This is a genomic window from Thalassolituus pacificus (genome assembly GCF_025318105.1).
Lineage (GTDB): Bacteria > Pseudomonadota > Gammaproteobacteria > Pseudomonadales > Oceanobacteraceae > Venatoribacter > Venatoribacter pacificus.
Window position 1 is genome coordinate 310,210 of record NZ_JAOANI010000015.1, and the last position, 21,545, is coordinate 331,754.

20 protein-coding genes are annotated in these 21,545 nt (G+C 56.0%); 15 read left to right on the forward strand and 5 right to left on the reverse strand.

From position 1 onward, the window contains the following. Positions 1 to 104: 104 nt before the first annotated feature. On the reverse strand, positions 105 to 779 hold the full coding sequence (gene radC, locus NYR02_RS08550; RefSeq protein ID WP_260975950.1) for a RadC family protein: 675 nt from the start codon (positions 777 to 779) through the stop codon (positions 105 to 107). Between the two features lie 127 nt (positions 780 to 906). On the opposite strand from radC, the gene coaBC reads away from it, so the two are divergent. The 5 genes from coaBC to slmA all read left to right on the forward strand — a co-directional run bounded on the left by coaBC (position 907) and on the right by slmA (position 6,849). After that, a complete protein-coding gene (gene coaBC, locus NYR02_RS08555; protein ID WP_260975951.1) occupies positions 907 to 2,133 on the forward strand; it encodes a bifunctional phosphopantothenoylcysteine decarboxylase/phosphopantothenate--cysteine ligase CoaBC in 1,227 nt (408 codons plus the stop codon). A gap of 18 nt (positions 2,134 to 2,151) precedes the next feature. Continuing rightward, positions 2,152 to 2,607 (forward strand): dUTP diphosphatase, encoded by a 456-nt coding sequence (dut, locus tag NYR02_RS08560; protein ID WP_260975952.1) that lies wholly within the window; start codon positions 2,152 to 2,154, stop codon positions 2,605 to 2,607. Between the two features lie 85 nt (positions 2,608 to 2,692). Then, a complete protein-coding gene (locus NYR02_RS08565) occupies positions 2,693 to 5,185 on the forward strand; it encodes a phosphomannomutase/phosphoglucomutase (protein WP_260975953.1) in 2,493 nt (830 codons plus the stop codon). 132 nt (positions 5,186 to 5,317) lie between these two features. Next, on the forward strand, positions 5,318 to 6,217 hold the full coding sequence (gene argB, locus NYR02_RS08570) for an acetylglutamate kinase (RefSeq protein ID WP_260975954.1): 900 nt from the start codon (positions 5,318 to 5,320) through the stop codon (positions 6,215 to 6,217). Positions 6,218 to 6,228: 11 nt separating this feature from the next. Next, positions 6,229 to 6,849: a nucleoid occlusion factor SlmA gene (gene slmA / locus NYR02_RS08575; protein WP_260975955.1), complete on the forward strand. Its 621-nt coding sequence runs from the start codon at positions 6,229 to 6,231 to the stop codon at positions 6,847 to 6,849. 41 nt (positions 6,850 to 6,890) lie between these two features. Here slmA and NYR02_RS08580 read toward each other — a convergent pair whose 3' ends face one another. Continuing rightward, a complete protein-coding gene (locus NYR02_RS08580) occupies positions 6,891 to 7,568 on the reverse strand; it encodes a hypothetical protein (protein WP_260975956.1) in 678 nt (225 codons plus the stop codon). Positions 7,569 to 7,595: 27 nt separating this feature from the next. Then, entirely contained in the window at positions 7,596 to 8,243 is a 648-nt protein-coding gene (pyrE, locus tag NYR02_RS08585; RefSeq protein ID WP_145467570.1) for an orotate phosphoribosyltransferase, read from the reverse strand. Between the two features lie 162 nt (positions 8,244 to 8,405). On the opposite strand from pyrE, the gene NYR02_RS08590 reads away from it, so the two are divergent. Next, positions 8,406 to 9,179 carry an exodeoxyribonuclease III gene (locus tag NYR02_RS08590; RefSeq protein WP_260975957.1) on the forward strand — a complete coding sequence of 258 codons (774 nt, stop codon included), beginning with the start codon at positions 8,406 to 8,408 and terminating at the stop codon, positions 9,177 to 9,179. Between the two features lie 79 nt (positions 9,180 to 9,258). Here the strand turns inward: NYR02_RS08590 and rph are convergent, their stop codons facing one another. Beyond that, positions 9,259 to 9,975 (reverse strand): ribonuclease PH, encoded by a 717-nt coding sequence (gene rph, locus NYR02_RS08595; RefSeq protein ID WP_260975958.1) that lies wholly within the window; start codon positions 9,973 to 9,975, stop codon positions 9,259 to 9,261. A 101-nt stretch (positions 9,976 to 10,076) separates the two neighbouring features. Here rph and NYR02_RS08600 point away from each other — a divergent pair, with 101 nt between their 5' ends. From NYR02_RS08600 to NYR02_RS08625, 6 genes are all read left to right on the forward strand, one after another. Further along, positions 10,077 to 10,940, forward strand: a complete 864-nt coding sequence (locus tag NYR02_RS08600) for a YicC/YloC family endoribonuclease (protein ID WP_260975959.1) — start codon at positions 10,077 to 10,079, stop codon at positions 10,938 to 10,940. Between the two features lie 197 nt (positions 10,941 to 11,137). Beyond that, positions 11,138 to 12,304 carry a MerR family transcriptional regulator gene (locus NYR02_RS08605; RefSeq protein WP_260975960.1) on the forward strand — a complete coding sequence of 389 codons (1,167 nt, stop codon included), beginning with the start codon at positions 11,138 to 11,140 and terminating at the stop codon, positions 12,302 to 12,304. Between the two features lie 99 nt (positions 12,305 to 12,403). After that, positions 12,404 to 13,039 (forward strand): guanylate kinase, encoded by a 636-nt coding sequence (gmk, locus tag NYR02_RS08610; RefSeq protein WP_260975961.1) that lies wholly within the window; start codon positions 12,404 to 12,406, stop codon positions 13,037 to 13,039. Between the two features lie 93 nt (positions 13,040 to 13,132). Beyond that, positions 13,133 to 13,363, forward strand: coding sequence for a DNA-directed RNA polymerase subunit omega (gene rpoZ, locus NYR02_RS08615; protein ID WP_145467562.1), 231 nt, complete (start codon positions 13,133 to 13,135; stop codon positions 13,361 to 13,363). 27 nt (positions 13,364 to 13,390) lie between these two features. Then, positions 13,391 to 15,505 (forward strand): bifunctional GTP diphosphokinase/guanosine-3',5'-bis pyrophosphate 3'-pyrophosphohydrolase, encoded by a 2,115-nt coding sequence (spoT, locus tag NYR02_RS08620; RefSeq protein ID WP_260975962.1) that lies wholly within the window; start codon positions 13,391 to 13,393, stop codon positions 15,503 to 15,505. 8 nt (positions 15,506 to 15,513) lie between these two features. Then, positions 15,514 to 15,897, forward strand: a complete 384-nt coding sequence (locus NYR02_RS08625) for a RidA family protein (RefSeq protein WP_260975963.1) — start codon at positions 15,514 to 15,516, stop codon at positions 15,895 to 15,897. Positions 15,898 to 15,959: 62 nt separating this feature from the next. Here NYR02_RS08625 and NYR02_RS08630 read toward each other — a convergent pair whose 3' ends face one another. After that, positions 15,960 to 16,811, reverse strand: coding sequence for an SDR family oxidoreductase (locus NYR02_RS08630; RefSeq protein ID WP_260975964.1), 852 nt, complete (start codon positions 16,809 to 16,811; stop codon positions 15,960 to 15,962). Positions 16,812 to 16,981: 170 nt separating this feature from the next. Between NYR02_RS08630 and NYR02_RS08635 the strand changes: the two genes are divergently transcribed. From NYR02_RS08635 to NYR02_RS08645, 3 genes are all read left to right on the forward strand, one after another. Then, positions 16,982 to 17,881: a hydrogen peroxide-inducible genes activator gene (locus NYR02_RS08635; protein ID WP_260975965.1), complete on the forward strand. Its 900-nt coding sequence runs from the start codon at positions 16,982 to 16,984 to the stop codon at positions 17,879 to 17,881. A 13-nt stretch (positions 17,882 to 17,894) separates the two neighbouring features. Beyond that, entirely contained in the window at positions 17,895 to 19,973 is a 2,079-nt protein-coding gene (recG, locus tag NYR02_RS08640) for an ATP-dependent DNA helicase RecG (protein WP_260975966.1), read from the forward strand. A gap of 136 nt (positions 19,974 to 20,109) precedes the next feature. After that, positions 20,110 to 21,504: an HDOD domain-containing protein gene (locus NYR02_RS08645; RefSeq protein WP_260975967.1), complete on the forward strand. Its 1,395-nt coding sequence runs from the start codon at positions 20,110 to 20,112 to the stop codon at positions 21,502 to 21,504. Positions 21,505 to 21,545: the final 41 nt, after the last annotated feature.

Consider the following 21,545-nt stretch of genomic DNA (forward strand, 5'->3'; position numbering starts at 1 on the left):
CAAGCGAAAGCTTATTTTTTATACGAATGACAGGCCAGCGCCAGAACGACTTTTTATCGCTCGGTACCTGGCGGATGCAGAGTGGGCCTGGCCTGGCATTGTTCTTACAGCCAGCCACGCTCCGCAAAGGACACGCAGTGCCCATCACCGACCACCAGGTGATCCAGCACACGCACATCGACCAGCCCTAATGCCTGCTGCAGGCGATCGGTCAGTGCGCGGTCAGCGTGACTGGGCTCGGCAATACCGGACGGGTGATTGTGTACCAGAATGACCGCCGCCGCGCCCTGAGTCAGCGCCAGCTTCACCACCTCACGCGGGTACACCGCTGCGCCATCAATGGTGCCGTGGAACAGCTCATGATATTTCAGCACCCGATGCTGATTATCGAGCAGCAAGCAGGCGAAGACTTCGTGGTCGCGATCACGCAGTTGCGCCAGTAAATAGCGCCGGGTCAGATCCGGGCTGGTTAAGGCATCGCCGCGCGCCAGCTGCTCAGCCAGATGCCGCCGCGCCATTTCCAGCACCGCCTGCAGTTGGGCGTATTTGGCACTGCCTAACCCCAGCGGGGTGCAAAAGGTGGTCAGATCGGCAGTCAGTAACGCACGCAGACTGCCAAATTCCTGCAGCAGCTCACGCGCCAGATCGACCGCGCTCTTGCCTTTAACCCCGGTGCGCAGAAAGATCGCCAACAATTCTGCATCCGACAGACTGCCCGCGCCCTGAGCTAACAGTTTTTCCCTTGGCCGCTCCGCGCTTGGCCAGTCACATATCGCCATACCCACCTCCCTGCAGGTCTGTGATTCGTTGAGTGATCAGAGCCTGCAGTGGCACTCCGGCCTGTTGCAGACTTGTCATACGCTTCCTTATATACTCCGGTTCATTCTAGTCAGCGTGAAACCAGCCATGCAACAACTCTGTAATAAGCGTATTTTGCTCGGAATCACCGGGGGCATTGCCGCCTATAAAGCCGCCGAACTGGTACGTATTCTGAAAAAAGCCGGGGCCGAAGTGCGGGTTGTTATGACCGCTGGCGCCATGGAATTCATTACCCCCCTGACTCTGCAGGCGCTGTCCGGTAATCCGGTGCATCACGCCCTGCTTGATCCGGAAGCCGAAGCCGGTATGGGTCATATTGAGCTGGCCAAGTGGGCCGACCTGTTATTGGTTGCCCCGGCGTCTGCTAATTTTATCGCCCGCCTGACACAAGGCTCAGGGGATGACCTGCTGACCACCGTCTGCCTGGCCACCGAGGCTCCGATTGCCCTGGCTCCGGCCATGAATCAGGCCATGTGGCGTGAGCCGATTACCCAGGCCAATATTGCCCGCCTGATCGACATTAAAGGCAGCAAACTGTATCTGTTTGGTCCGGCCGAAGGCATGCAGGCCTGCGGCGATGTTGGCCCCGGCCGCATGCTGGAGCCGGAAGAGATTGCCGTGCAAGCGGCCGACTTGTTTGAAACCGGTCTGCTGGCCGGTCTCAACGTCGTTATTACCGCCGGGCCGACCCGTGAAGCCATTGACCCGGTGCGTTATATCTCCAACCACAGCTCCGGCAAAATGGGGTATGCCATTGCGGCTGCGGCCCGTGATGCCGGTGCCAGAGTGACCCTGATCAGCGGCCCGGTGGTGATTCCTGCCCCAGAGCGCGTTCACTGCCTGCGTGTTGAAAGCGCCCGCGATATGCTCGACAGCGCCCTGGCACAACTCGGCCAATGCGATATTTTTATCGCCGCCGCCGCAGTTGCTGACTATCGCCCGATGACCGCTGCCAATCAGAAAATCAAAAAGTCGGCTGACAGCATGGAACTGACGCTGGTGAAAAACCCGGATGTGGTGGCCACCGTTGCCGCCCATGAACAACGTCCTTTCACCGTCGGCTTTGCCGCCGAAACGCAGGATGTGGATATTTACGCCCGCGATAAGCTGGTGCGTAAAAACCTCGATATGATCGTCGCCAATGACGTATCAATGAGTGATATCGGCTTTAACAGTGATCAAAATGCCGTCACTGTGTTCTGGGCCGAAAACCAGCAAAGCTTTGCGCAGATGAGCAAGCAGGCCCTGGCGCGTGAGCTGGTCGAACTGATTGCACATCAGTATCAGCAGACGCAGGAACAACAATCATCTTAACCGTGGAACAGAATCACGATGCAAAAGTTACAGGTAAAAGTACTGGATGAACGTCTGGGCAACAGCATTCCCCTGCCGGAATACGCCACAACCGGCTCTGCCGGACTGGATCTGCGTGCCTGTCTGGATACGCCACTGACGCTGCACCCGGGCGAAACTCAGCTGATTCGCACCGGTCTGGCGATCTACATTGAAGATCCGGGTCTGGCAGCCATGATTCTGCCGCGCTCGGGCCTTGGCCATAAGCACGGTATTGTGCTGGGTAATCTGGTTGGCCTGATCGATTCCGACTACCAGGGCGAGCTGATGGTCAGCTGCTGGAACCGTGGTAAAGACAGCTTCACCATTGATATTGGTGAACGCCTGGCGCAGCTTATTCTGGTGCCGGTCATTCAGGCGGAATTTGAAATTGTTAAGCAATTCGAATCCACGGAACGTGGCGCCGGTGGTTTCGGGCACTCAGGACGAAGCTGAGCACCGCAAACAACAATGACCGCGACCTGATCTCATACAACAATAACCCAGGGGCTGCGCTAAGCCCCGGCCGAAAGGAAGCAAAATGAGAACGAAAACCCGCACACCAGAACGTACCATCGTTTTTTACAGTCGCCTCACTATCTGGCTGGCGCTGTTGTTTATTGCTGGCGGGCTTTCTTTTCAGAGCATTCAGGTCAACCTGTTTACCCAATCCGATGTCGACCGCGCCTTTGCTGACGCCATGGCCGAGCAGATGGCGCACTCTCTCAGCACGCGCCTGCAGGACACCCGCCGCCTGCAAACCGCTGCCAGCCGTCACCCGCTGACCGTACGTGCGCTGGAAGAGAATGATCCGGCCTGGAAAGCGACACTGCGTCAGTTCCTGCCGGGGGTATCCTCGCTGCAACTGATCCGCCGGGAAGAGGCTATGGGCCTGCAGACCAGCCATGGCTATGCGGTACAGGAATTGGTCAGCCGCACACTGAGTGGTGCGGATATGCGCCTGGAGGCCGTACAGCGCAATGGCGGCGTGCATTTTTACTGGGCATCACCCATCCGCAACGAACGGAATCAGATTGCCGGTGTGCTGCTGGCCGAATATGGCTCCGGCTGGCTGTCACAGTTCCAGTCCGGCACCAGCCAGAAAATGGGCCAGATTGTGGTTAGCCAGTTTGTCGATAACGACCGCTCAAAAGGGCTGGAAATTTTCCGCATTGGTCAGGAAGTAAAACGCGCGGGCACCATCGTGACCAAGCCGATTAATGATTACTGGTATCTGACCTACATCCCATCCGATGAACGTCCGCAGCTGGAACTGATGCCACTGGCAACGCCCTGGATCATCGTTCTGGTCGCCACGTTAATCGGCCTGTTTATTCTGGTTGGCATGCAAAAGCGCGACATTCTGCGTAACCAGCTGAAGCTGCTGACCTATGTGCGCAACCTCAGCCGTAAAGGCATCGACGAGCCACCGGTCTTTACTCTGGCCTTGTTCCACGAGCTGGCGGGCAGTATGCAACACCTGATCAATACCATACGGCCAGGTGCAGAAACCACGGCTGCCAGCGCGGATAAAAACAACGGTCGCGAGCGTCAGGACATTCCTCTCGAGCAGCCGAAGAAGATCACCACGGTCAGCCATGCCAAGCGCCAGACCTTACCGGAGCTGATGGTCGAAGAAGTTGAACAGGAACATCCGGTTGAAATCGCACAGGGGATTTTCCGCGCTTACGATATCCGCGGCATCGTCGGCCAGGACCTGACCGATGACACCTGCTACTGGATTGGCCGCGCACTGGGTGCCGAAGTGCAGGAGCGTGGTTTCAGCAAAATCAGCCTCGCCTGGGACGGACGTGAATCCAGCCCGCAGCTGGCCGGACAGCTGCAGCAGGGACTGAATGACAGTGGCTGCCACGTTATCCGTCTCGGCGCGCAACCGACCGGCCTGTTGTACTTTGCCACCTACGAGCTTGATACCCCGTGTGGGGTTGTCGTGACCGGCAGCCATAACCCGTCTGAATTCAACGGCCTGAAAATCGTTATCGATCAGCAGACGCTGGCGCAGGATGAACTGCTGGCGCTGTATCATCGCATCATGCGCCGCGACCTGCCGCGCGGCCACGGCCAAACCGAAGAGCGTGAACTGGCCGAAGCCTATCTGCAACGCATTGAAGATGATGTACAGCTCGCGCGCAGCATGAAAATTGTGATCGATGCCGGCAATGGCATCGCCGGACCATTGGCGGAAAAACTGATGGCGCTGCTCGGGCTGGAAGCCGAATGCCTGTTCTGCAACGTCGATGGCCGCTTCCCTAACCATCACCCGGACCCAAGTCAGCCAAAGAATCTGCAGGCATTGCAGGACGCGGTGAAAGCCCACAATGCCGACCTTGGCCTGGCGTTTGACGGCGATGGCGACCGTGTGGCACTGGTCGACAATAACGGTAAGATCATCTGGCCTGACCGCTTGCTGATGCTGCTGATTGAAGACATTCTGCCGCGCAATCCCGGCCGCGATGTTCTCTATGACGTCAAATCCTCGCGCCATCTGGCACCTCTGATCAGTCGCCACGGTGGCCGCCCGACCATGTGGAAGACCGGCCATTCGCTGATGAAGCGTAAAATGCTGGAACTTAATGCTGTGGTCGGTGGCGAGTTCAGCGGTCACTTCTATATTCAGGACCGCTGGTATGGTTTTGACGATGGCCTGTATACCGCAGCCCGTCTGTTGGAAATTATCAGCCAGAAAAATCAGCCCACCGACCAGCTTTTTGCTGCTCTGCCGGAAGATGTCAGCACACCGGAAATCACCATTGATAGCGATGATGTGCGCAAATTCAGCCTGCTGCAGGAGCTCTCCGCCGACAGCGAACTGACCGCCGGTGCCCGGGTATTCAACACCGATGGCCTGCGCATCGAATTTGCCGATGGCTGGGGGCTGATCCGTCCGTCCAACACCACGCCCAAACTGACCCTGCGCTTTGCCGGAAACAACGCCGAAGCCATTACCCGGATTCAGCAGCGGATGAAGCAGGCACTTACCCGCTACGCACCGGAACTTAAGGTTCCGTTCTGAGAAAGACGTCAATTCCCGTTGGCAGGTTCGCGCCGGATAACGTTATAATGCGGCGCGGCATCAGGGCCTGCTGAGCAAGCAGGCAGCCTTCGCCACCCGTTCTTAATTATTCGCTCATCAAGGAGCCAGACCATGCCATTGTCGCGTGACAGCGCCATGAATACCGCCAAAGTTCTCAGTGAAGCTCTGCCTTACCTGCAGCGTTTCGTCGGCAAAACCATCGTCGTCAAATACGGCGGTAATGCCATGATCGACGAAGATCTGAAGAACAGCTTTGCGCGCGATATGGTGATGCTGAAACTGATCGGCATTAACCCGATTGTGGTGCATGGCGGTGGTCCGCAAATCGGTGATCTGCTGAAAAAGCTCAACATCGAGAGCACCTTTGTGAACGGCATGCGTGTGACCACCGGCGAAACCATGGATGTGGTTGAAATGGTGCTCGGCGGCCTGGTGAACAAAGACATCGTCAACCTGATCAACCAGAACGGTGGTAAAGCCATCGGCCTGACCGGTAAAGATGGCCAGTTACTGCATGCGAAAAAACTGCACGTAACCAAAAACTCACCGGAGCTGGAAAAGCCTGAAATCATCGACATCGGCCACGTGGGTGAAGTGTCGCGCATTAACACCCAGGTACTCGATATGCTGACCAACAGTGACTTCATTCCGGTGATTGCACCCATCGGCGTGGGTGACGACGGCTCTTCTTACAACATCAACGCCGACCTGGTGGCTGGCAAAGTGGCTGAAGTACTGCGCGCCGAAAAGCTGATTCTGCTGACCAATATCGCGGGCCTGATGGATAAAGAGGGCAAAGTACTGACTGGCTTATCGACCAAGCAGGTCGACGACCTGATCGCCGACGGTACTATTTACGGCGGTATGTTGCCAAAAATTCAGTGCGCCCTGGATGCCGTACATGCCGGCGTAACCAGCGCACACATCATTGATGGCCGGGTCGCGCATTCAACCTTGCTCGAACTGTTCACCGACGAAGGTGTTGGTACGCTGATCACCAACCGCCGCTAACGGAGCATTTCATGACTGAGACCGCCGACAAGCTGTCACGACGCGATCAGATTTTGCAGGCGCTGGCGCAGATGCTGGAAAGCAATCCCGGTGCCCGTATTACCACCGCCAGCCTGGCTAAGGCCGTAGGTGTATCGGAAGCGGCGCTGTACCGCCACTTTCCGTCCAAGGCAAAAATGTTTGAGGGCCTGATCAGCTTTATCGAAGAAGCGGTCTTTTCCCGCGTCAGCCGCATTCTGCAGGATTTCGAGTATGCCGATCAGCGCTGCGAACGCACCCTGACTCTGGTGCTGACCTTTGCTGAGAAAAATCCGGGCATGTGCCGCCTGCTGTCCGGAGACGCACTGTCCGGTGAAACCGAACGCCTGCGTCAGCGTATTCAGCAGTTCTTTGAACGCATTGAAATGCAGTTCAAACAGATACTGCGCGAAGCCGAAATGCGCGAAGGCAAAGTGCCGCTGCAGACCATCAGTGCCGCTGCCAATCTGCTCACCGCCGTGCTGGAAGGGCGAATCCGTCAGTATGTGCGCACCGAGTTTGATACCCGTCCGACCCAGTACTGGGACGAACAATGGCTGCTGCTGCAGTCGCTGTTACTGCGCGAGAAAAACCTCACCAGCCTGTCGGTGTAAACCGCAGGCAAAAAAAATCCCGGGACATGCCCGGGATTTTTTTAATCTTTTTTACCTTCCAGCTCACGGTCGACTTTATCCAGATCGACATCGGCATCCAGCGTACCGGCCGGATAGACCTGCAGAATCCGCACGCGCTCGTATTGCTCAGCAAAATCGCGGGTACTGTCCTTCATTTCCTGCTGACGCGCTTTGATATTGCCTTCGCTGTCACGGATACCGTTCTGCAACTGCACAATCTCAAGACGCATATCGGCCGGAACCTCCTGACCACGACGCTCAATGTTGGCGGCCTGTGCCTGAGATTTTTCCAGCTTCTGCTCAAGGTCAACAATACGTCGGCGCTGTAACTGGATGTAGGAGTCAATTTCGTCGGCTTTGCGCTGCCGCGCACGTTCCACATCGGAGGGTTTGGCGTACAACCGCAACAGATCCAGATCCAGTTTGCGTTGCGCGGCGATGGCATCCTGACGAGCCTTTTTCGCGGCTTCTTCAGCACGGCGCTGTGCCAGCTCTTCTGCGGTCGGTGCCGGAGCCACGGTTTTTACGGTCATGCCATTACTGTTCAGTATCTCGTAGCCAAGATGGCTGTATTCCGCCGGAATATAATCCTTAACCACCACACGCCCATCGACGGTAAAACGATACATTTTGTTCGCAAAGCTCGAGGCAGACGCCAGTAAGCAAACAACAGCAAACAGCCCAACCAGTGGCTTCATGGTTATCAATCTCCTTTACGCGCGGGTTTATTCAACCCCGTAACGATCACGGTAAGCACTGATCGCAGCGGCATACTGCGCCAGTTCTGGTTTTTCGGACACATAATCGAGCACCTGGTTCAGACCCACAATGCTGATCACTTTCATGCCAAAGTCACGCTCAACTTCCTGAATGGCAGACAACTCACCCTGGCCTTTTTCCTGGCGGTCCAGGGCAATCAGGGCAGCGGCTGGTGTTGCGCCTTCTGCGGCATTAATCATAGCCATGACTTCACGGATAGCCGTACCGGCGGTAATAACATCGTCTACGATAAGTACACGTCCGGTAAGCGGGGCGCCGACAAGGTTACCGCCTTCGCCGTGGGTTTTGGCTTCTTTGCGGTTGAAAACGTAAGGCATGTCTTTGTTGTAGTGGTCAGCCAGCGCCACCGACAGAGTCGCGGCCAGTGGAATGCCTTTATAAGCCGGGCCAAAGACGACATCGTAGTCAACACCCGACGCTTCCAGTGCTGCCGCATAAAAACGTCCAAGCTTGGCCAGCGCGGCACCGCTGTTAAACAGGCCGGCATTAAAAAAATAAGGACTGACCCGGCCGGATTTCAGGGTAAATTCGCCAAATTTGAGTACACCCTGAGCGATGGCGAATTCGATAAATTCTTTCTGATACGTCTGCATACGAAACCTGAGATTCAACCGCCAGCACAGGCCGGCAAAATAGTTCGGACGGAAGGGAGAAATACCGGCAATGCGTGACCAGAAGCACAACATTCGCGCCCATATTTACCCGCTTTCCAAAGGATGCGGTATGATACACGCTTCACCAGTTGGGAACCATGTATGAGGATTATCAGTTTACACGTCAACGGCCTGCAACAAGCGGTCGAAAAAGGGCTGTATACCTGGCTGCAAAGCGCACAGGCTGATGTGGTTGCCATTCAGGGTTTATTGGCCAAGGAATACCAGCTGCCTGATTCCGTCGTGTATCCCGATGGTTACAACGCCTATTTCTTTGATGCCGAAGCCGATAACTATTCCGGTGTGGCCATCCTCACCCGTGAAGTGCCAAAAGCTATTATGACCGGCCTGGCATTCCCGCAGTGCGATATGCAGGGGCGCTTTATTCAGGCGGATTTTGATCATGTCAGCGTTGGCTCCATCCTGTTTCCGGCGGTCGATGAGCACAACACACTGGAAGACAAACTCGCCTTCCAGAAATCCTTCCTGGAGCATCTGAACAAAACCCGGCGCAAACGCCGTGAGTTTATTTTCTGCGGCAACTTTGAAGCGGCGCATAAAACCGTTGATCTGGCCGACTGGCAGAGCCATCAGGACACACCGGGCTTCCTGCCGGAAGAACGCGCCTGGTTCGATCAGATGTTTGGCCCGGCCGGTTATGTCGATGCCTTCCGCGAAGCCAATTTCGGCGAAAACCAGTTTACCTGGTGGCCGGATGCCGAAAGCGCACGCCGCAATCAGCACGGCTGGCGTAAGGATTATCAGATCTGCACACCGGGTATCCGCCAGTTTGTGGTGGAAGCCAAGCTCGATACCAACCTGCGCTTTGGTGATCACGCCGCGGTTATGGTGGAATACGAGTTCGACGAAGACTGACAGCCCGCACAACTGACAGACAAATAAAAAAGGCGCCACCGGCGCCTTTTTTAGTACTGCAGATTGATCGCTGAAACGATCAGTCAGCCAGCGCTTCTTTCTGTTTCGTGCTCAGCTCACCGATGGCTTTCTGCGCCAGCGCCAGCATGGCATTCAGTTCATCCGGCGTGAAGGCTTCACCTTCCGCGGTGCCCTGAATCTCTACGAAACCACCGTTCTCAGTCATGATGACATTCAGATCGGTTTCTGCGGTGGAGTCTTCGGCGTAATCCAGATCCAGCACCGCCTCACCGTTATAGATGCCCACAGAGACTGCAGCAATCATCTGCTTCAGCGGCTCACCTTTTACTTTGCCTTTGGCTTTCAGCCAGTTGATCGCATCCACCATGGCCACACAGGCACCGGTAATCGACGCGGTACGGGTGCCACCGTCGGCTTGAATCACATCACAGTCGATGGTGATGGTGTTTTCGCCCAGCGCCGTCAGATCAATCGCCGCGCGCAGGCTGCGGCCGATCAGGCGGGAAATTTCCACGGTGCGGCCCTGTTGTTTGCCTTTAGCCGCTTCACGGATCATGCGCGAGCCGGTGGAGCGCGGCAGCATGCCATATTCGGCCGTCACCCAGCCCTGACCTTTGCCACGCAGAAACGGCGGTACATTGGTGTCGACTGAAGCGGTACAAATCACCTTGGTGTCGCCGAATTCCACCAGTACAGAACCTTCGGCATGTTTGGTGAAATTGCGGGTAATGCGCACATCACGCAGCTGATCGGTTGTACGGCCACTGGGTCTCATAAGCGGAATCCTTGAATCTGATATTGAGTAAAGGCCGGCATTATAGCGGCAAAAAGCCCCAGCCCTTACAATGCATGGGAATTTATTAACGCGAGAGACTTATGGTTTTCAGTATGACGGCCTTTGCCCGTGCCGGCAGCGAATGCCCGCAGGGACGTTTTACCTGGGAAATCCGCTCGGTGAACAGCCGCTATCTGGAACTGCACTTCCGCCTGCCGGATGCTTTCCGCGATCTTGAACCGGCCCTGCGCGAGCGCCTGAAAAAATCCCTCAGCCGTGGCAAAGTCGAATGCGCCCTGCGTTTTCAGCCGTTACAGGGCGAAAACAGACTCAGCGTAAACCACCAACTGGTACACGAGCTGAACCGTGCCGCCGATGAAGTGCATGCCATCATCGGCCCCGGCAATGCCATGAATGTGCTCGAAGTGCTGGCCTGGCCCGGTGTGATCAGCAGTGCGGAAACCGACGGCAAAGCACTACAACAGGCGGCACTGCAGGCCTTTGACGATTGCCTGCACAGCGCGCGCGATGCCCGCGAGCGCGAAGGCGAAGAGCTGGCGACCCTGATTCGCCAGCGACTGGAAAAAATGCAGCAGATTGTGGCTGCCGTTGCTGCAGCGATGCCCCAGGCACTGGCTGCCCAGCGCCAGCAGCTGGATGATAAAATCGCCGACCTGAAAATCACCCTCGACAGCAGCCGGCTGGAAACCGAAATGGTTTTACTGGCCCAGAAAGCCGACATCGCCGAAGAACTCGACCGCCTGAACACCCATATTCAGGAAGTCGCCCGTATTCTCAGCCAGGACGAACCCATCGGCCGCCGCCTCGATTTTATGATGCAGGAGCTGAATCGCGAGGCGAATACGCTATCCTCTAAATCACTGACGACCAGCATTACCCAGGCCGCCGTCGACCTGAAAGTGCTGATCGAACAAATGCGTGAGCAGGTACAGAACATCGAATAGATTGCCCGAAGCCGCCTGCAGCCACACCGCTCTGCAGGCGCAACTGGCGATTGCTTTGTCTGTTATATATACATCCCCCCGGATATCCCCTTCTTCCGCCAGCAGTGGCCGATCACTCAGGCTTGACCTGTCTACAACTTCATAGTTTACCGTACACACAATCCTTCCTGTCTGAACAGCAAAGCGAGCCACTACAGGTGTACCGAATATCTGAGTTAGCCAATAAAGCCGGGCTGTCACGCTCCACTCTGCTCTATTACGAGAAGCAGGGGCTGCTGCATGGCGCACGCCAGGCCAACGGTTATCGGCTGTATTCCGATAAAGATGTTCAGCGCCTGCATTTGCTGCAACAACTGCAGGCGGGCGGTTTAACACTTAAAGAATGTAAATCCTTTTTAGACAGCAAAGTGGAACGCCCTTTACTTGAAAAGCGCTTGCAGCAGCTGGATGAAGAAATCGCCGGAAAGCAGCAGGCACGCGTTTTACTTGCCGCATTGTTGGGTGAGGGTTCGCTGCGCTCCTGGCATCAGCAAACCGATCAACTGGCGCCAGATGCCCATCTGGATTGGCTGCAACAGCAAGGCTTTAATGAAAAACAGGCCCTGCACTTAAAATGGTTATCAAAAGATATGAACGAGCATGATCGCTATATGGCCGACTTTATGACGGTATTCCAGACATTAGAACGCTGGGGGCCAGGCTCAGATGCCGATTCTCTTAAAGCGCTTTCAATGCTGCCTGTCACACCCACGAATATTATTGATATTGGCTGTGGCAAAGGCTTTTCCACCCGATTATTAGCACAACACACCCAGGCACAGATCGTGGCTGTAGATAACGAACAAAGCGCCCTTGATGAACTGAATACATGCATTACTGAACAAGGCTTAGGCGACCGCGTAACCTTAAGCTGCGCCAGCATGACGGAGCTGCCTTTTTCAGCGGAGAGCTTTGATTGTGTCTGGTCAGAAACCTCGGCCTACATCATGGGTATTGAGCAGGCATTAAAACAATGGCGGCCGCTGCTTAAAGAGAATGGCTGCATGATCATCAGCGATCTGGTCTGGCTAAACGGGAACCCAAGCCGTTATGCTAAAGCGTTCTGGAAGAACGAATACCCCGACATGCAAACGGTCACAAAACGCCTGACACAGATGCAGCAGGCAGGCTTTGAAGTTATTGATCATTTCACCCTGAGCGAACAGGCGTGGAGCGATTATTACCAGCCACTGAAAGCACGGGTTACAGAACTCAAACCGAACATGCCTGATTCGCCAGCCATCGCGGATATAGAACGCGAAATTGCATGCTATGAACAACATCTCGGCGAATTCGGTTATGAAATGTTTGTTTTAAAGCGCTAAGACAGCGAGCGGCAGGATGATCACTAATCTGAGGACAAAGCAGCCGGGCGGGACAATTTCGCTTATAATCAACGGCATTCATCCGCGGCGAATAATGTCATGACAGATTCCACTAAAAACATGATCGGCACCCTGTTTATTTTCTCAGCTCCGTCCGGTGCCGGTAAAACCAGCCTGGTGAAAGCCCTGCTGCAATCCACCGGCTATATCGGTGTGTCCGTATCCCACACCACCCGCGCGCCGCGTCCGGGCGAAGTGGACGGCAAAGATTATCACTTTGTCTCTGTGGCCGAATTTCAGGACATGGTCAGCCGCAGCGCGTTTCTTGAGCACGCTCAGGTATTCGATAACTTCTACGGCACCTCACAGGAATGGGTCGAATCCGAGCTTTCCGCCGGTCGTGATGTGATTCTGGAAATCGACTGGCAGGGCGCGCAACAGGTGCGTCACCTGATGCCGGATGCCGTCAGCGTATTTATTGCACCCCCGTCTATTGCGGCGTTGCGTGAGCGCCTGCAGAAGCGTGGCCAGGACAGTGAAGACATTATCGAACGCCGCATGCGCGATGCGCGTAACGAGATGAGCCACTACGGTGAATACAACTATCTGATTATTAACGATAATTTTGAAAACACTGTCGAAGAGCTACGTGCCATCGTGATTGCCCGCCGCCATCGCCTGAGCGCCCAGCAGGTGCGCCACGAAGATGTGCTGCAGGAATTACTGAACGGCTGATCACATCCGGAATCCGCTGGCCTCTTCCTTTGCCGGCGGATTCCGCTACAATACCCGGTTCCACCGAATTCATCTGATTCCACAGGATATCCCATGGCACGCGTTACCGTAGAAGATTGCTTAACCAACGTTGATAACCGCTTTGAACTGGTCATGCTGGCCACCAAACGTGCCCGCCAGATCGCGGTACAGGGTGCCGAGCCACTGGTGGCGGAAGAAAACGACAAGCCAACCGTACTGGCTCTGCGTGAAATCGCTGAAAACCTGGTAACGCCAACCACCATGGCCGCCCAGGAAGAAGCCGCCCGGGCAGAACAGTACTAAGCAGACCCAGCCCGAGGTTCTGCTTAAGTGCCCACCATTGATGCCTTATCGGAGCGGCTTTCCCATTATCTGAATAACCCTCAGATTCAGCAGGTCAGCCGCGCCTACTATTACGCCGAACAAGCCCACGATGGCCAGCGCCGTCGCAGCGGCGAGCCGTACATCATCCATCCGTTAGCGGTCGCCAATATTCTGGCCGACATGCATCTCGACCATCAGAGTCTGATGGCCGCCATGCTGCACGATGTGATTGAAGATACCGGCGTTCCCAAAACCGCTCTGGCAAAACAGTTCGGCGACGTCGTCACCGATCTGGTCGATGGTGTGTCCAAGCTCACCAATATTCATTTCGAAAGCAAAGAACACCAGCAGGCTGAAAATTTCCAGAAAATGGCGATGGCCATGGCCAAAGACATCCGCGTCATTCTGGTAAAACTCGCCGACCGCCTGCACAACCTGCGCACCCTGGGTTCGCTGAAACCCGAAAAGCGCCGCCGCATCGCCAAAGAAACCCTCGATATCTACGCCCCTATCGCCAACCGCCTGGGTCTGAACAGCATCCGCGTGGAGATGGAAGAGCTGTGCTTCGAGGCCATCTACCCGATGCGCTCAGAAATGATCCGTAAAGCGGTAAAAGCCGCCCGTGGTCATCGTTCTGAGATTGTGAACAATATTGCCACCGCGGTGCGTAATCGCCTCACCGAAGTGGGCATCAGCGCCCGCGTGGTCGGCCGAGAAAAGCATCTTTTCAGTATTTACAGCAAGATGCGTGATCAGCGTAAATCGCTGACCGACATTATGGATGTGTACGGTTTCCGCATTGTCGCCGACTCTGTCGATTCCTGTTACCGCATCCTCGGCGCCATGCACGGTTTGTATAAACCGATTCCGGGCCGCTTCAAAGACTACATCGCCATCCCAAAAACCAACGGCTATCAGTCGCTGCACACCACGCTGATTGGTATTGGTGGCGTGCCGATTGAAATTCAGATCCGCACCGAAGAAATGGAATCTATGGCCAACCATGGCATTGCCGCCCACTGGCTGTATAAATCGGAAAGCGATCAGGCCAGCGGCACCCAGCGGGCGCGACAGTGGGTACAGAACCTGCTCGAACTGCAGAAAAACGCAGGCAGCCCGCTGGAATTTGTTGAGCACGTAAAAGTCGATCTGTTCCCGGATGAAATCTACGTATTCACGCCAAAAGGCAAAATTCTCGAATTACCGTCCGGTTCCACTGCCATCGATTTTGCTTACGCGGTGCATACCGATGTGGGTAACCACTGCATCGCCTGTCGTATTAACCGCCAGCTGGCACCGTTAAGCGCGCGCCTGCAGAACGGCCAAACCGTGCAGATTGTGACCGCGCCCGGCGGCCAGCCAAACCCGGCCTGGCTCAACTTTGTGGTGACCGGCAAAGCGCGCTCCAATATCCGTAATTACCTTAAGAGCCAGCGCCGCTCAGAATCGGTGGCGCTGGGCGAACGCCTGCTGAATAAAGCGCTGAATGCGCTGGGCAAAACGCTGGAAGATATTGATCAGCAGCATATTGATCTGGTGCTGCGTGAAACCGGTCTGGATGATCTCGGCGATCTGCTGGAAGACATTGGTGCGGGTAACCGTATGGCACCGCTGCTGGCGCGCCGTCTGCTGGTTGCCAATAAAGAGTCCGATGTTGATCTCGAATCGGTCGAGCAATCACCGCTGGCAATCAAAGGCACAGAAGGCCTGGTGGTTAACTTTGCCAAATGTTGCAGCCCGATTCCCGGCGATCCGATCATCGGTTACGTCAGCTCCGGCCGTGGTCTTGTTATTCATACCGAAAGCTGCAAAAACGTTGAAGAATTCCGCGATAACCCGGAAAAATGCGTCATTCTCAGCTGGGATAAAGACATCGACAGTGAATTTACCGTCGATCTTAAAGTCTATCTGGAAAACCGCCGTGGCATCGTCGCCGAACTGGCCAGCGCCATTACCCAGGCCGAAGCCAATATCGAAAAAATCAGCGTGGAAGAACGCGATGCCCGCCTCAGCGTTATTCATCTGAGTCTCAGCGTTCATGGCCGCAAACATCTGGCCCGCGCCATCCGCCGCCTGCGTAATATCCGCGGCGTAAATAAAATTGTCCGCAGTAAAAATTAAGGATTGTTATGAGCCGCGAAATCATCGCCACTGAAAAAGCCCCGGCCGCTATCGGCACTTACTCCCAGGCCGTTAAAGTCGGAAATACCGTGTACCTGTCCGGACAGATTCCACTGGTACCGGAAACCATGGAGATGGTTGAAGGCGATATCGAAGCGCGCATTCATCAGGTATTCAAAAACCTGAGCGCCGTCTGTGAAGCCGCCGGAGGCTCCCTGCAGCAGATTGCCAAGCTGAATATCTTCCTCACCGACCTGGGCAACTTCGCCACCGTTAATAAAGTGATGGCGGAATACTTTGAGCAGCCATACCCGGCCCGCGCTGCTGTAGGCGTGGCACAATTGCCACGTGATGCCGGCGTAGAAATGGATGGCGTACTGGTACTCGACTGAGTTTCTTTGCTGCATAAAAAAAGCGCTCACTGAGCGCTTTTTTTATGGCCGTTAACCGCAGGCTAAATCAGCCCCATCTCGGTCAGCAGCTGATCATAACCTTCGCGGTAATTGCTGAATTTAAAATCGTAACCCAGCGCCCGCAGACGTTTATTTGAACAACGGCGGTTAGCACGGCGTGAAGCTTCGGGCAGATCATGATCCGGTTCGACATCGCCGATGCGGTCTTTCATCCACTCCAGCACATCGAACAGCGTGGCCGGTTCATCGTCGGTGGCCAGGTACGTGTCGTCCAGTGGTTTATCCGCCAGCGCGCGTTCGATCAGCAACTGTAAAACCCCCAGACAATCATCCCGGTGAATACGGTTAGTCCACACCGGTGGTTCCGGATCACAGTGACTGCCCTGCCGTGCCTGCTCAATCATGCGCGTGCGGCCGGGACCATAAATGCCGGTAAAACGCACTACCGTACCGGGCAGCTTATCGCTTAATAATGCCTGCTCCGCCGCCAGCATTTCTTTACCGGCAAAACTGCCGGGCTTGGTTTCGGTGGTTTCGTCGACCCATTCACCCTGCATCTGGTGATAGACACTGGAACTGGAAACAAAAAACGCACGCTTCAGGTTCTGTCCCTTCAGAGCCCGCAGCACATTGCGCAGCCCTTTGTAGTAGTAGTCGTGGTAACCCTCTTTCGAAAACACCGGCGACGCCACGCTGTACACCAGAATATCCAGATCTTCAGGCAATGACTGCAGCGTTTCTGCCTCCGCCACATCGGCCTGAATCAGACCAATACCGTCACCGATTGGTTTATCGGAGCGGCGCACACCCCACACCTGATGCCCATCAGCATGCAGCCGCTGAGCCAGATTACCGCCAATATCTCCTGCCCCGACAATCAGAATCCGAGCCATGTAATTCTCCTCTTGCGCTCAGTCTGGTGCGGCCCAAAGGGCCACGCATTCATTGTTATTTTAGCCAAGCGACAGCATTCAGCTTACGGCAGACTTTCTTAAAGCCGCCATAATAGGTAAGCTAAATCAAACTTCCGGCACCCATACAAGGTAACAATTAAGGAACCCTTATGACGCTGACCGAACTCAAGTACATCGTGACCCTGGCACAGGAGCGTCATTTTGGCCGGGCGGCGGAAAAGTGCTTTGTCAGCCAGCCGACGCTGAGCGTAGCGATAAAAAAACTGGAAAGCGAGTTAGACGTTGCGATATTTGAGCGCAGCAAAAGCTCAGTCACTGTTACGCCACTGGGAGAACGCATTGTTGCTCAGGCACAGAGGGTGCTGGAAGAGGCCCGCACTATCCGCGAACTGGCCAGCGCCGGTAAAGATCAGCTCAGCACACCGCTGAAGCTGGGCGCCATTTTCACCATAGGCCCTTACCTGTTTCCGCATCTGGTGCCGCAGATTCATCAGCAGGCACCGACCATGCCGCTGTATCTGGAAGAGAATTACACCGGCGTACTGCGCCGTCAGCTGCGTGATGGCGAGCTGGATGCCATCATCGTCGCCCTGCCGTTCACCGAAGCCGATGTCCTGACCCGGCCGCTGTACGATGAAAATTTTGTCGTGGTGCTGCCGAAAAATCATCCGTGGTGCAAACAGAAGAGCATCGAGGCCGAACAGCTGGCCGATGAAGATCTGCTGATGCTGGGCGAGGGCCACTGTTTCCGCGATCAGGTGTTTGAGCATTGTCCGACGCTGGCACGGAAGCATCACACCCGCCTCGGCAGCGTACTTGAAGGCAGCTCGCTGGAAACCCTGAAACACATGGTCGCCAGCGGATTGGGGATTACCGTATTGCCCGAGTCGGCGGTGAGTAATCTCGATCAGAATCTGGTGACGACCCGCCCCTTCAAAGCACCGGCACCCTTCCGCACCGTGGCACTGGCCTGGCGTGCCAGCTTCCCGCGCGGTCAGGCCATTGACCTGTTGTTGAGCACCGCACGTCAGTGCCGTCTGGAACCCTGAGGGCCGTTAACGCGTGGCAAAACTCAGCCAGATCACCGAGCTGAAAGGCGTTGGCCCTAAACTGGCCGAACAGCTGCATAAATTGCAGATCCGCAGCCTGGCGGATCTGTTTTTCCACCTGCCTTTTCGTTATGAAGACCGCAGTCAGATTACCCCCATCGGCGGTCTGCAGCCGATGCGACCGGCGGTGATTCAGGGTGAAGTGCGCGGTGCCACCGTGCTGTTCGGCAAACGCCGCAGCCTGTTGGTGAAGCTGCAGGACCACAGCGGTGTCATCAGCCTGCGCTTTTACCATTTCAGCGCCGCGCAGAAAAATCAGTTCAGCACGGGAGCCACCATCCGCTGTTACGGTGAACCGCGTCGCGGAGCCAGCGGACTGGAGCTGTACCATCCAGAATACACCCGGCTGGAAGATGGTCTCGACTTGCCGCTGGAACCGAGCCTGACGCCGGTTTACCCGGCCACCGACGGTATCAGCCAGCAGCGCCTGCGTTTGCTGCATGAGCAGGCACTGGAACTGTTGAAGGCCGATCAGGTGGATCTTACCGATCTGCTGCCCGTTACCTGGCTGCAACAATGGCAGTTACCAACGCTGAAAGACGCCCTGCTGTTTTTGCACACGCCGCCACGGGAAACCAATCTGGCATTGCTCGAAAGCGGCCAGCATCCGGCACAGAAGCGCCTGATTCTGGAAGAACTCCTCGCCCACCAGCTGTCGTTGCATAAGCTGCGCGCACAGGTTCAGGCCGACGAAGCTCCGGCCATTCACAGCGATAAAACCCTGCAACGGGCATTGCTGCAGCAGCTGCCCTTTACCCCGACCGGTGCCCAGCAACGGGTCGTGAACGAGATAGAACAGGATCTGACCCAGCCTTACCCTATGCTGCGTCTGGTGCAGGGCGATGTTGGCTCCGGCAAAACCCTGGTTGCCGCGCTAGCCGCCTGCGACCTGCTGCAGGCCGGTTTTCAGGTGGCGCTGATGGCACCCACCGAAATTCTCGCCGAACAGCACCTCAACAACCTGTCCGGCTGGTTTGAACCACTGGGCATTAAGCTCGGCTGGCTGGCCGGCAAAGTGAAAGGCAAGGCGCGCGAACGCTCGCTGGCGGAGATTGCCAGCGCTGAAGCGCAACTGGTGGTCGGCACCCACGCGCTGTTTCAGGACGATGTGCATTTCGCCCGGCTGGGTCTGATTATCATCGACGAGCAGCATCGCTTTGGCGTGCATCAGCGTCTGTCACTGCGGGAAAAAGGGGTGGCGCAGAAGTTATCACCACACCAGCTGATCATGACCGCCACACCGATTCCGCGCACACTGGCGATGAGTGCTTACGCCGATCTGGACACCTCGGTGATCGACGAACTGCCTCCCGGCCGCAGCCCGATTACCACCGTTGCCATCACCGATCAGCGCCGTCCTGAAGTGATCGAACGGGTGAACAGCGCCTGTGCTGAAGGCGCTCAGGCCTACTGGGTTTGCACCTTAATTGAAGAAAGCGAAGCGCTGCAGTGCCAGGCCGCAGAAAACACCGCACAGGAGCTGACCGCCGCCTTGCCACATCTGCGTATCGGGCTGGTCCACGGGCGTATGAAAGCGGTCGAGAAGGCCGACATCATGGCACGCTTTAAAGCCCATGAACTCGACCTGCTGGTTGCCACCACGGTGATTGAAGTCGGTGTCGACGTACCCAACGCCAGCCTGATGATTATCGAAAATCCTGAACGCCTGGGTCTGGCGCAGCTGCATCAGCTACGCGGCCGGGTTGGGCGTGGCAGCGCCAAGAGCCATTGTGTGCTGCTGTATAAATCACCGTTGTCATTTACCAGTAAACAACGTCTGCAAGTGATGCGTGACAGTCAGGACGGCTTCTACATTGCCGAACAGGATCTGCAGATCCGTGGCCCCGGCGAACTGCTGGGTACGCGCCAGACCGGTTTGCAGATGCTGCGCGTCGCCGATCTGCAACGCGACGGCGATCTGTTGCCGCAGGTGCGCGATATGGCGCAGCAACTCTGGACCCTGCATCCGCAAACGGTCGAACCACTGATTCAGCGCTGGCTGGGCGATGCCGAGCGTTTTGCCAACGTCTGATGCCTGCAGAACAACCACAACTTTGTTGCCACCGCTGGTCAGAATCATCCTCCGCTAACCACCTTCAGGGCAGCAGATACAGCAGGCTGGTCTATAGTTATTTCCACCCCTAACGATCAGTAAACGGACTTCCCCCATGGCCATTCCCGCCACCGTAATGAAAGTGCTGGATGACTGGCACATCAATTACAGCCTGACCGACGACGAGGAGCTGTTCCATCTTATGCAAAGCAACCCACCGGCCTCCTATTCAGCCAAAGTTGCCAACGTCGTCTTCCTTAAAGACGATCTGGGTAAAGTACAGGTCGTGATCCCCGGCAACCGTATGCTCGACCTGAATCAACTGGCGCATCAGCTCGGCCGGCAATTTACTGCGTTGTCTGCCAGCGAACTGGAACGGCTGAAAAAACAACATGGCCTGGACGAGTTCCCGGCACTGCCACAGGTCACTAAGCTGGAAAGCCTGGTTGACGATTCTCTGCTGCAGCAGAGCGAGCTGTTTATCGTCTCCGGTGCCGAACACGAGTGGCTGAAAGTGCCGATGGAACAATTCCGCACACTGACCACCAGTTCCCGTATCGGCAGCTATACCGCGCCGTTAATGACCGACATTCACTACAACGACCCGCAACAGGATCTGGAAGATGTGCATGCCGCCATCCGCCAGTTCACACCGCTGCGTATTCGTCAGCGTCTGGCCGAAACCCTCGACCTGCCGCCGCTGCCGGAAACCGCACGCCGCATCATCGAACTGCGTGTCGATCAGAATGCCGACACCGTATCGCTGGCACAGGCCGTTGAGCTTGATCCCGGTATGTCCGCACAGGTGGTGAGCTGGGCGCGTTCGCCCTATTACGGCATTCGTGGTGAAATCAAAACCGTGGAAGAAGCGGTTATCCGCGTACTCGGCTTCGATCTGGTCATCAATCTGGCGCTCGGACTGGCACTGGGCCGCACACTGTCAGTGCCGAAAGAAGGCCCGCATGGCTATGCGCCCTTCTGGCAACAGGCAGTGGTGACTGCCGCACTCTGTGGTGAACTGGCCAAACTGATGCCCGCGCGCCATCGTCCCAGTCAGGGGCTGGCGTATCTCTGTGGCCTGCTGCATAACTTTGGTTTCCTGATTCTGGGGCACATATTCCCACCGCAGTTCTCACTGGTAAACCGCCATATCGAGGCCAACCCGCACATCAACCGCTTTTACATCGAGCGCCATTTGCTCGGCCTGACCCGGGAACAGATCGCCGCCTGTCTGCTGAAGCAATGGCGTATGCCGGAAGAACTGGTCACGGCGATGCGTCAGCAACACAATCCCTATTACGAAGGTGAACACGCCGACTATGCGCGCCTGCTGTATGTGGCTACCCGCAGCCTGCGCCGCCATGGCTTTGGTGACGGCCCGTTCGAGCAGCCGGAAGACTTTCTGCTCGACACCCTTCATCTGCGCTCCGACAGCGTGGATGAAGTGACGGTTAATCTGCTCGAACGCATGGACGATCTGAGCGAACTGGTGCAGATGCTGAATCACTAAGCTGCATTCAGTCGTCCACAAAAAAAGCCGCTGTTGCGGCT

Excerpts from the sequence above, each read along its gene's own strand:
- radC (WP_260975950.1), bottom strand. The coding sequence starts at position 779 with ATGGCGATATGTGACTGGCCAAGCGCGGAGCGGCCAAGGGAAAAACTG.
- coaBC (WP_260975951.1), top strand. The coding sequence starts at position 907 with ATGCAACAACTCTGTAATAAGCGTATTTTGCTCGGAATCACCGGGGGC.
- dut (WP_260975952.1), top strand. The coding sequence starts at position 2,152 with ATGCAAAAGTTACAGGTAAAAGTACTGGATGAACGTCTGGGCAACAGC.
- NYR02_RS08565 (WP_260975953.1), top strand. The coding sequence starts at position 2,693 with ATGAGAACGAAAACCCGCACACCAGAACGTACCATCGTTTTTTACAGT.
- argB (WP_260975954.1), top strand. The coding sequence starts at position 5,318 with ATGCCATTGTCGCGTGACAGCGCCATGAATACCGCCAAAGTTCTCAGT.
- slmA (WP_260975955.1), top strand. The coding sequence starts at position 6,229 with ATGACTGAGACCGCCGACAAGCTGTCACGACGCGATCAGATTTTGCAG.
- NYR02_RS08580 (WP_260975956.1), bottom strand. The coding sequence starts at position 7,568 with ATGAAGCCACTGGTTGGGCTGTTTGCTGTTGTTTGCTTACTGGCGTCT.
- pyrE (WP_145467570.1), bottom strand. The coding sequence starts at position 8,243 with ATGCAGACGTATCAGAAAGAATTTATCGAATTCGCCATCGCTCAGGGT.
- NYR02_RS08590 (WP_260975957.1), top strand. The coding sequence starts at position 8,406 with ATGAGGATTATCAGTTTACACGTCAACGGCCTGCAACAAGCGGTCGAA.
- rph (WP_260975958.1), bottom strand. The coding sequence starts at position 9,975 with ATGAGACCCAGTGGCCGTACAACCGATCAGCTGCGTGATGTGCGCATT.
- NYR02_RS08600 (WP_260975959.1), top strand. The coding sequence starts at position 10,077 with ATGGTTTTCAGTATGACGGCCTTTGCCCGTGCCGGCAGCGAATGCCCG.
- gmk (WP_260975961.1), top strand. The coding sequence starts at position 12,404 with ATGACAGATTCCACTAAAAACATGATCGGCACCCTGTTTATTTTCTCA.
- rpoZ (WP_145467562.1), top strand. The coding sequence starts at position 13,133 with ATGGCACGCGTTACCGTAGAAGATTGCTTAACCAACGTTGATAACCGC.
- NYR02_RS08625 (WP_260975963.1), top strand. The coding sequence starts at position 15,514 with ATGAGCCGCGAAATCATCGCCACTGAAAAAGCCCCGGCCGCTATCGGC.
- NYR02_RS08630 (WP_260975964.1), bottom strand. The coding sequence starts at position 16,811 with ATGGCTCGGATTCTGATTGTCGGGGCAGGAGATATTGGCGGTAATCTG.
- NYR02_RS08635 (WP_260975965.1), top strand. The coding sequence starts at position 16,982 with ATGACGCTGACCGAACTCAAGTACATCGTGACCCTGGCACAGGAGCGT.
- NYR02_RS08645 (WP_260975967.1), top strand. The coding sequence starts at position 20,110 with ATGGCCATTCCCGCCACCGTAATGAAAGTGCTGGATGACTGGCACATC.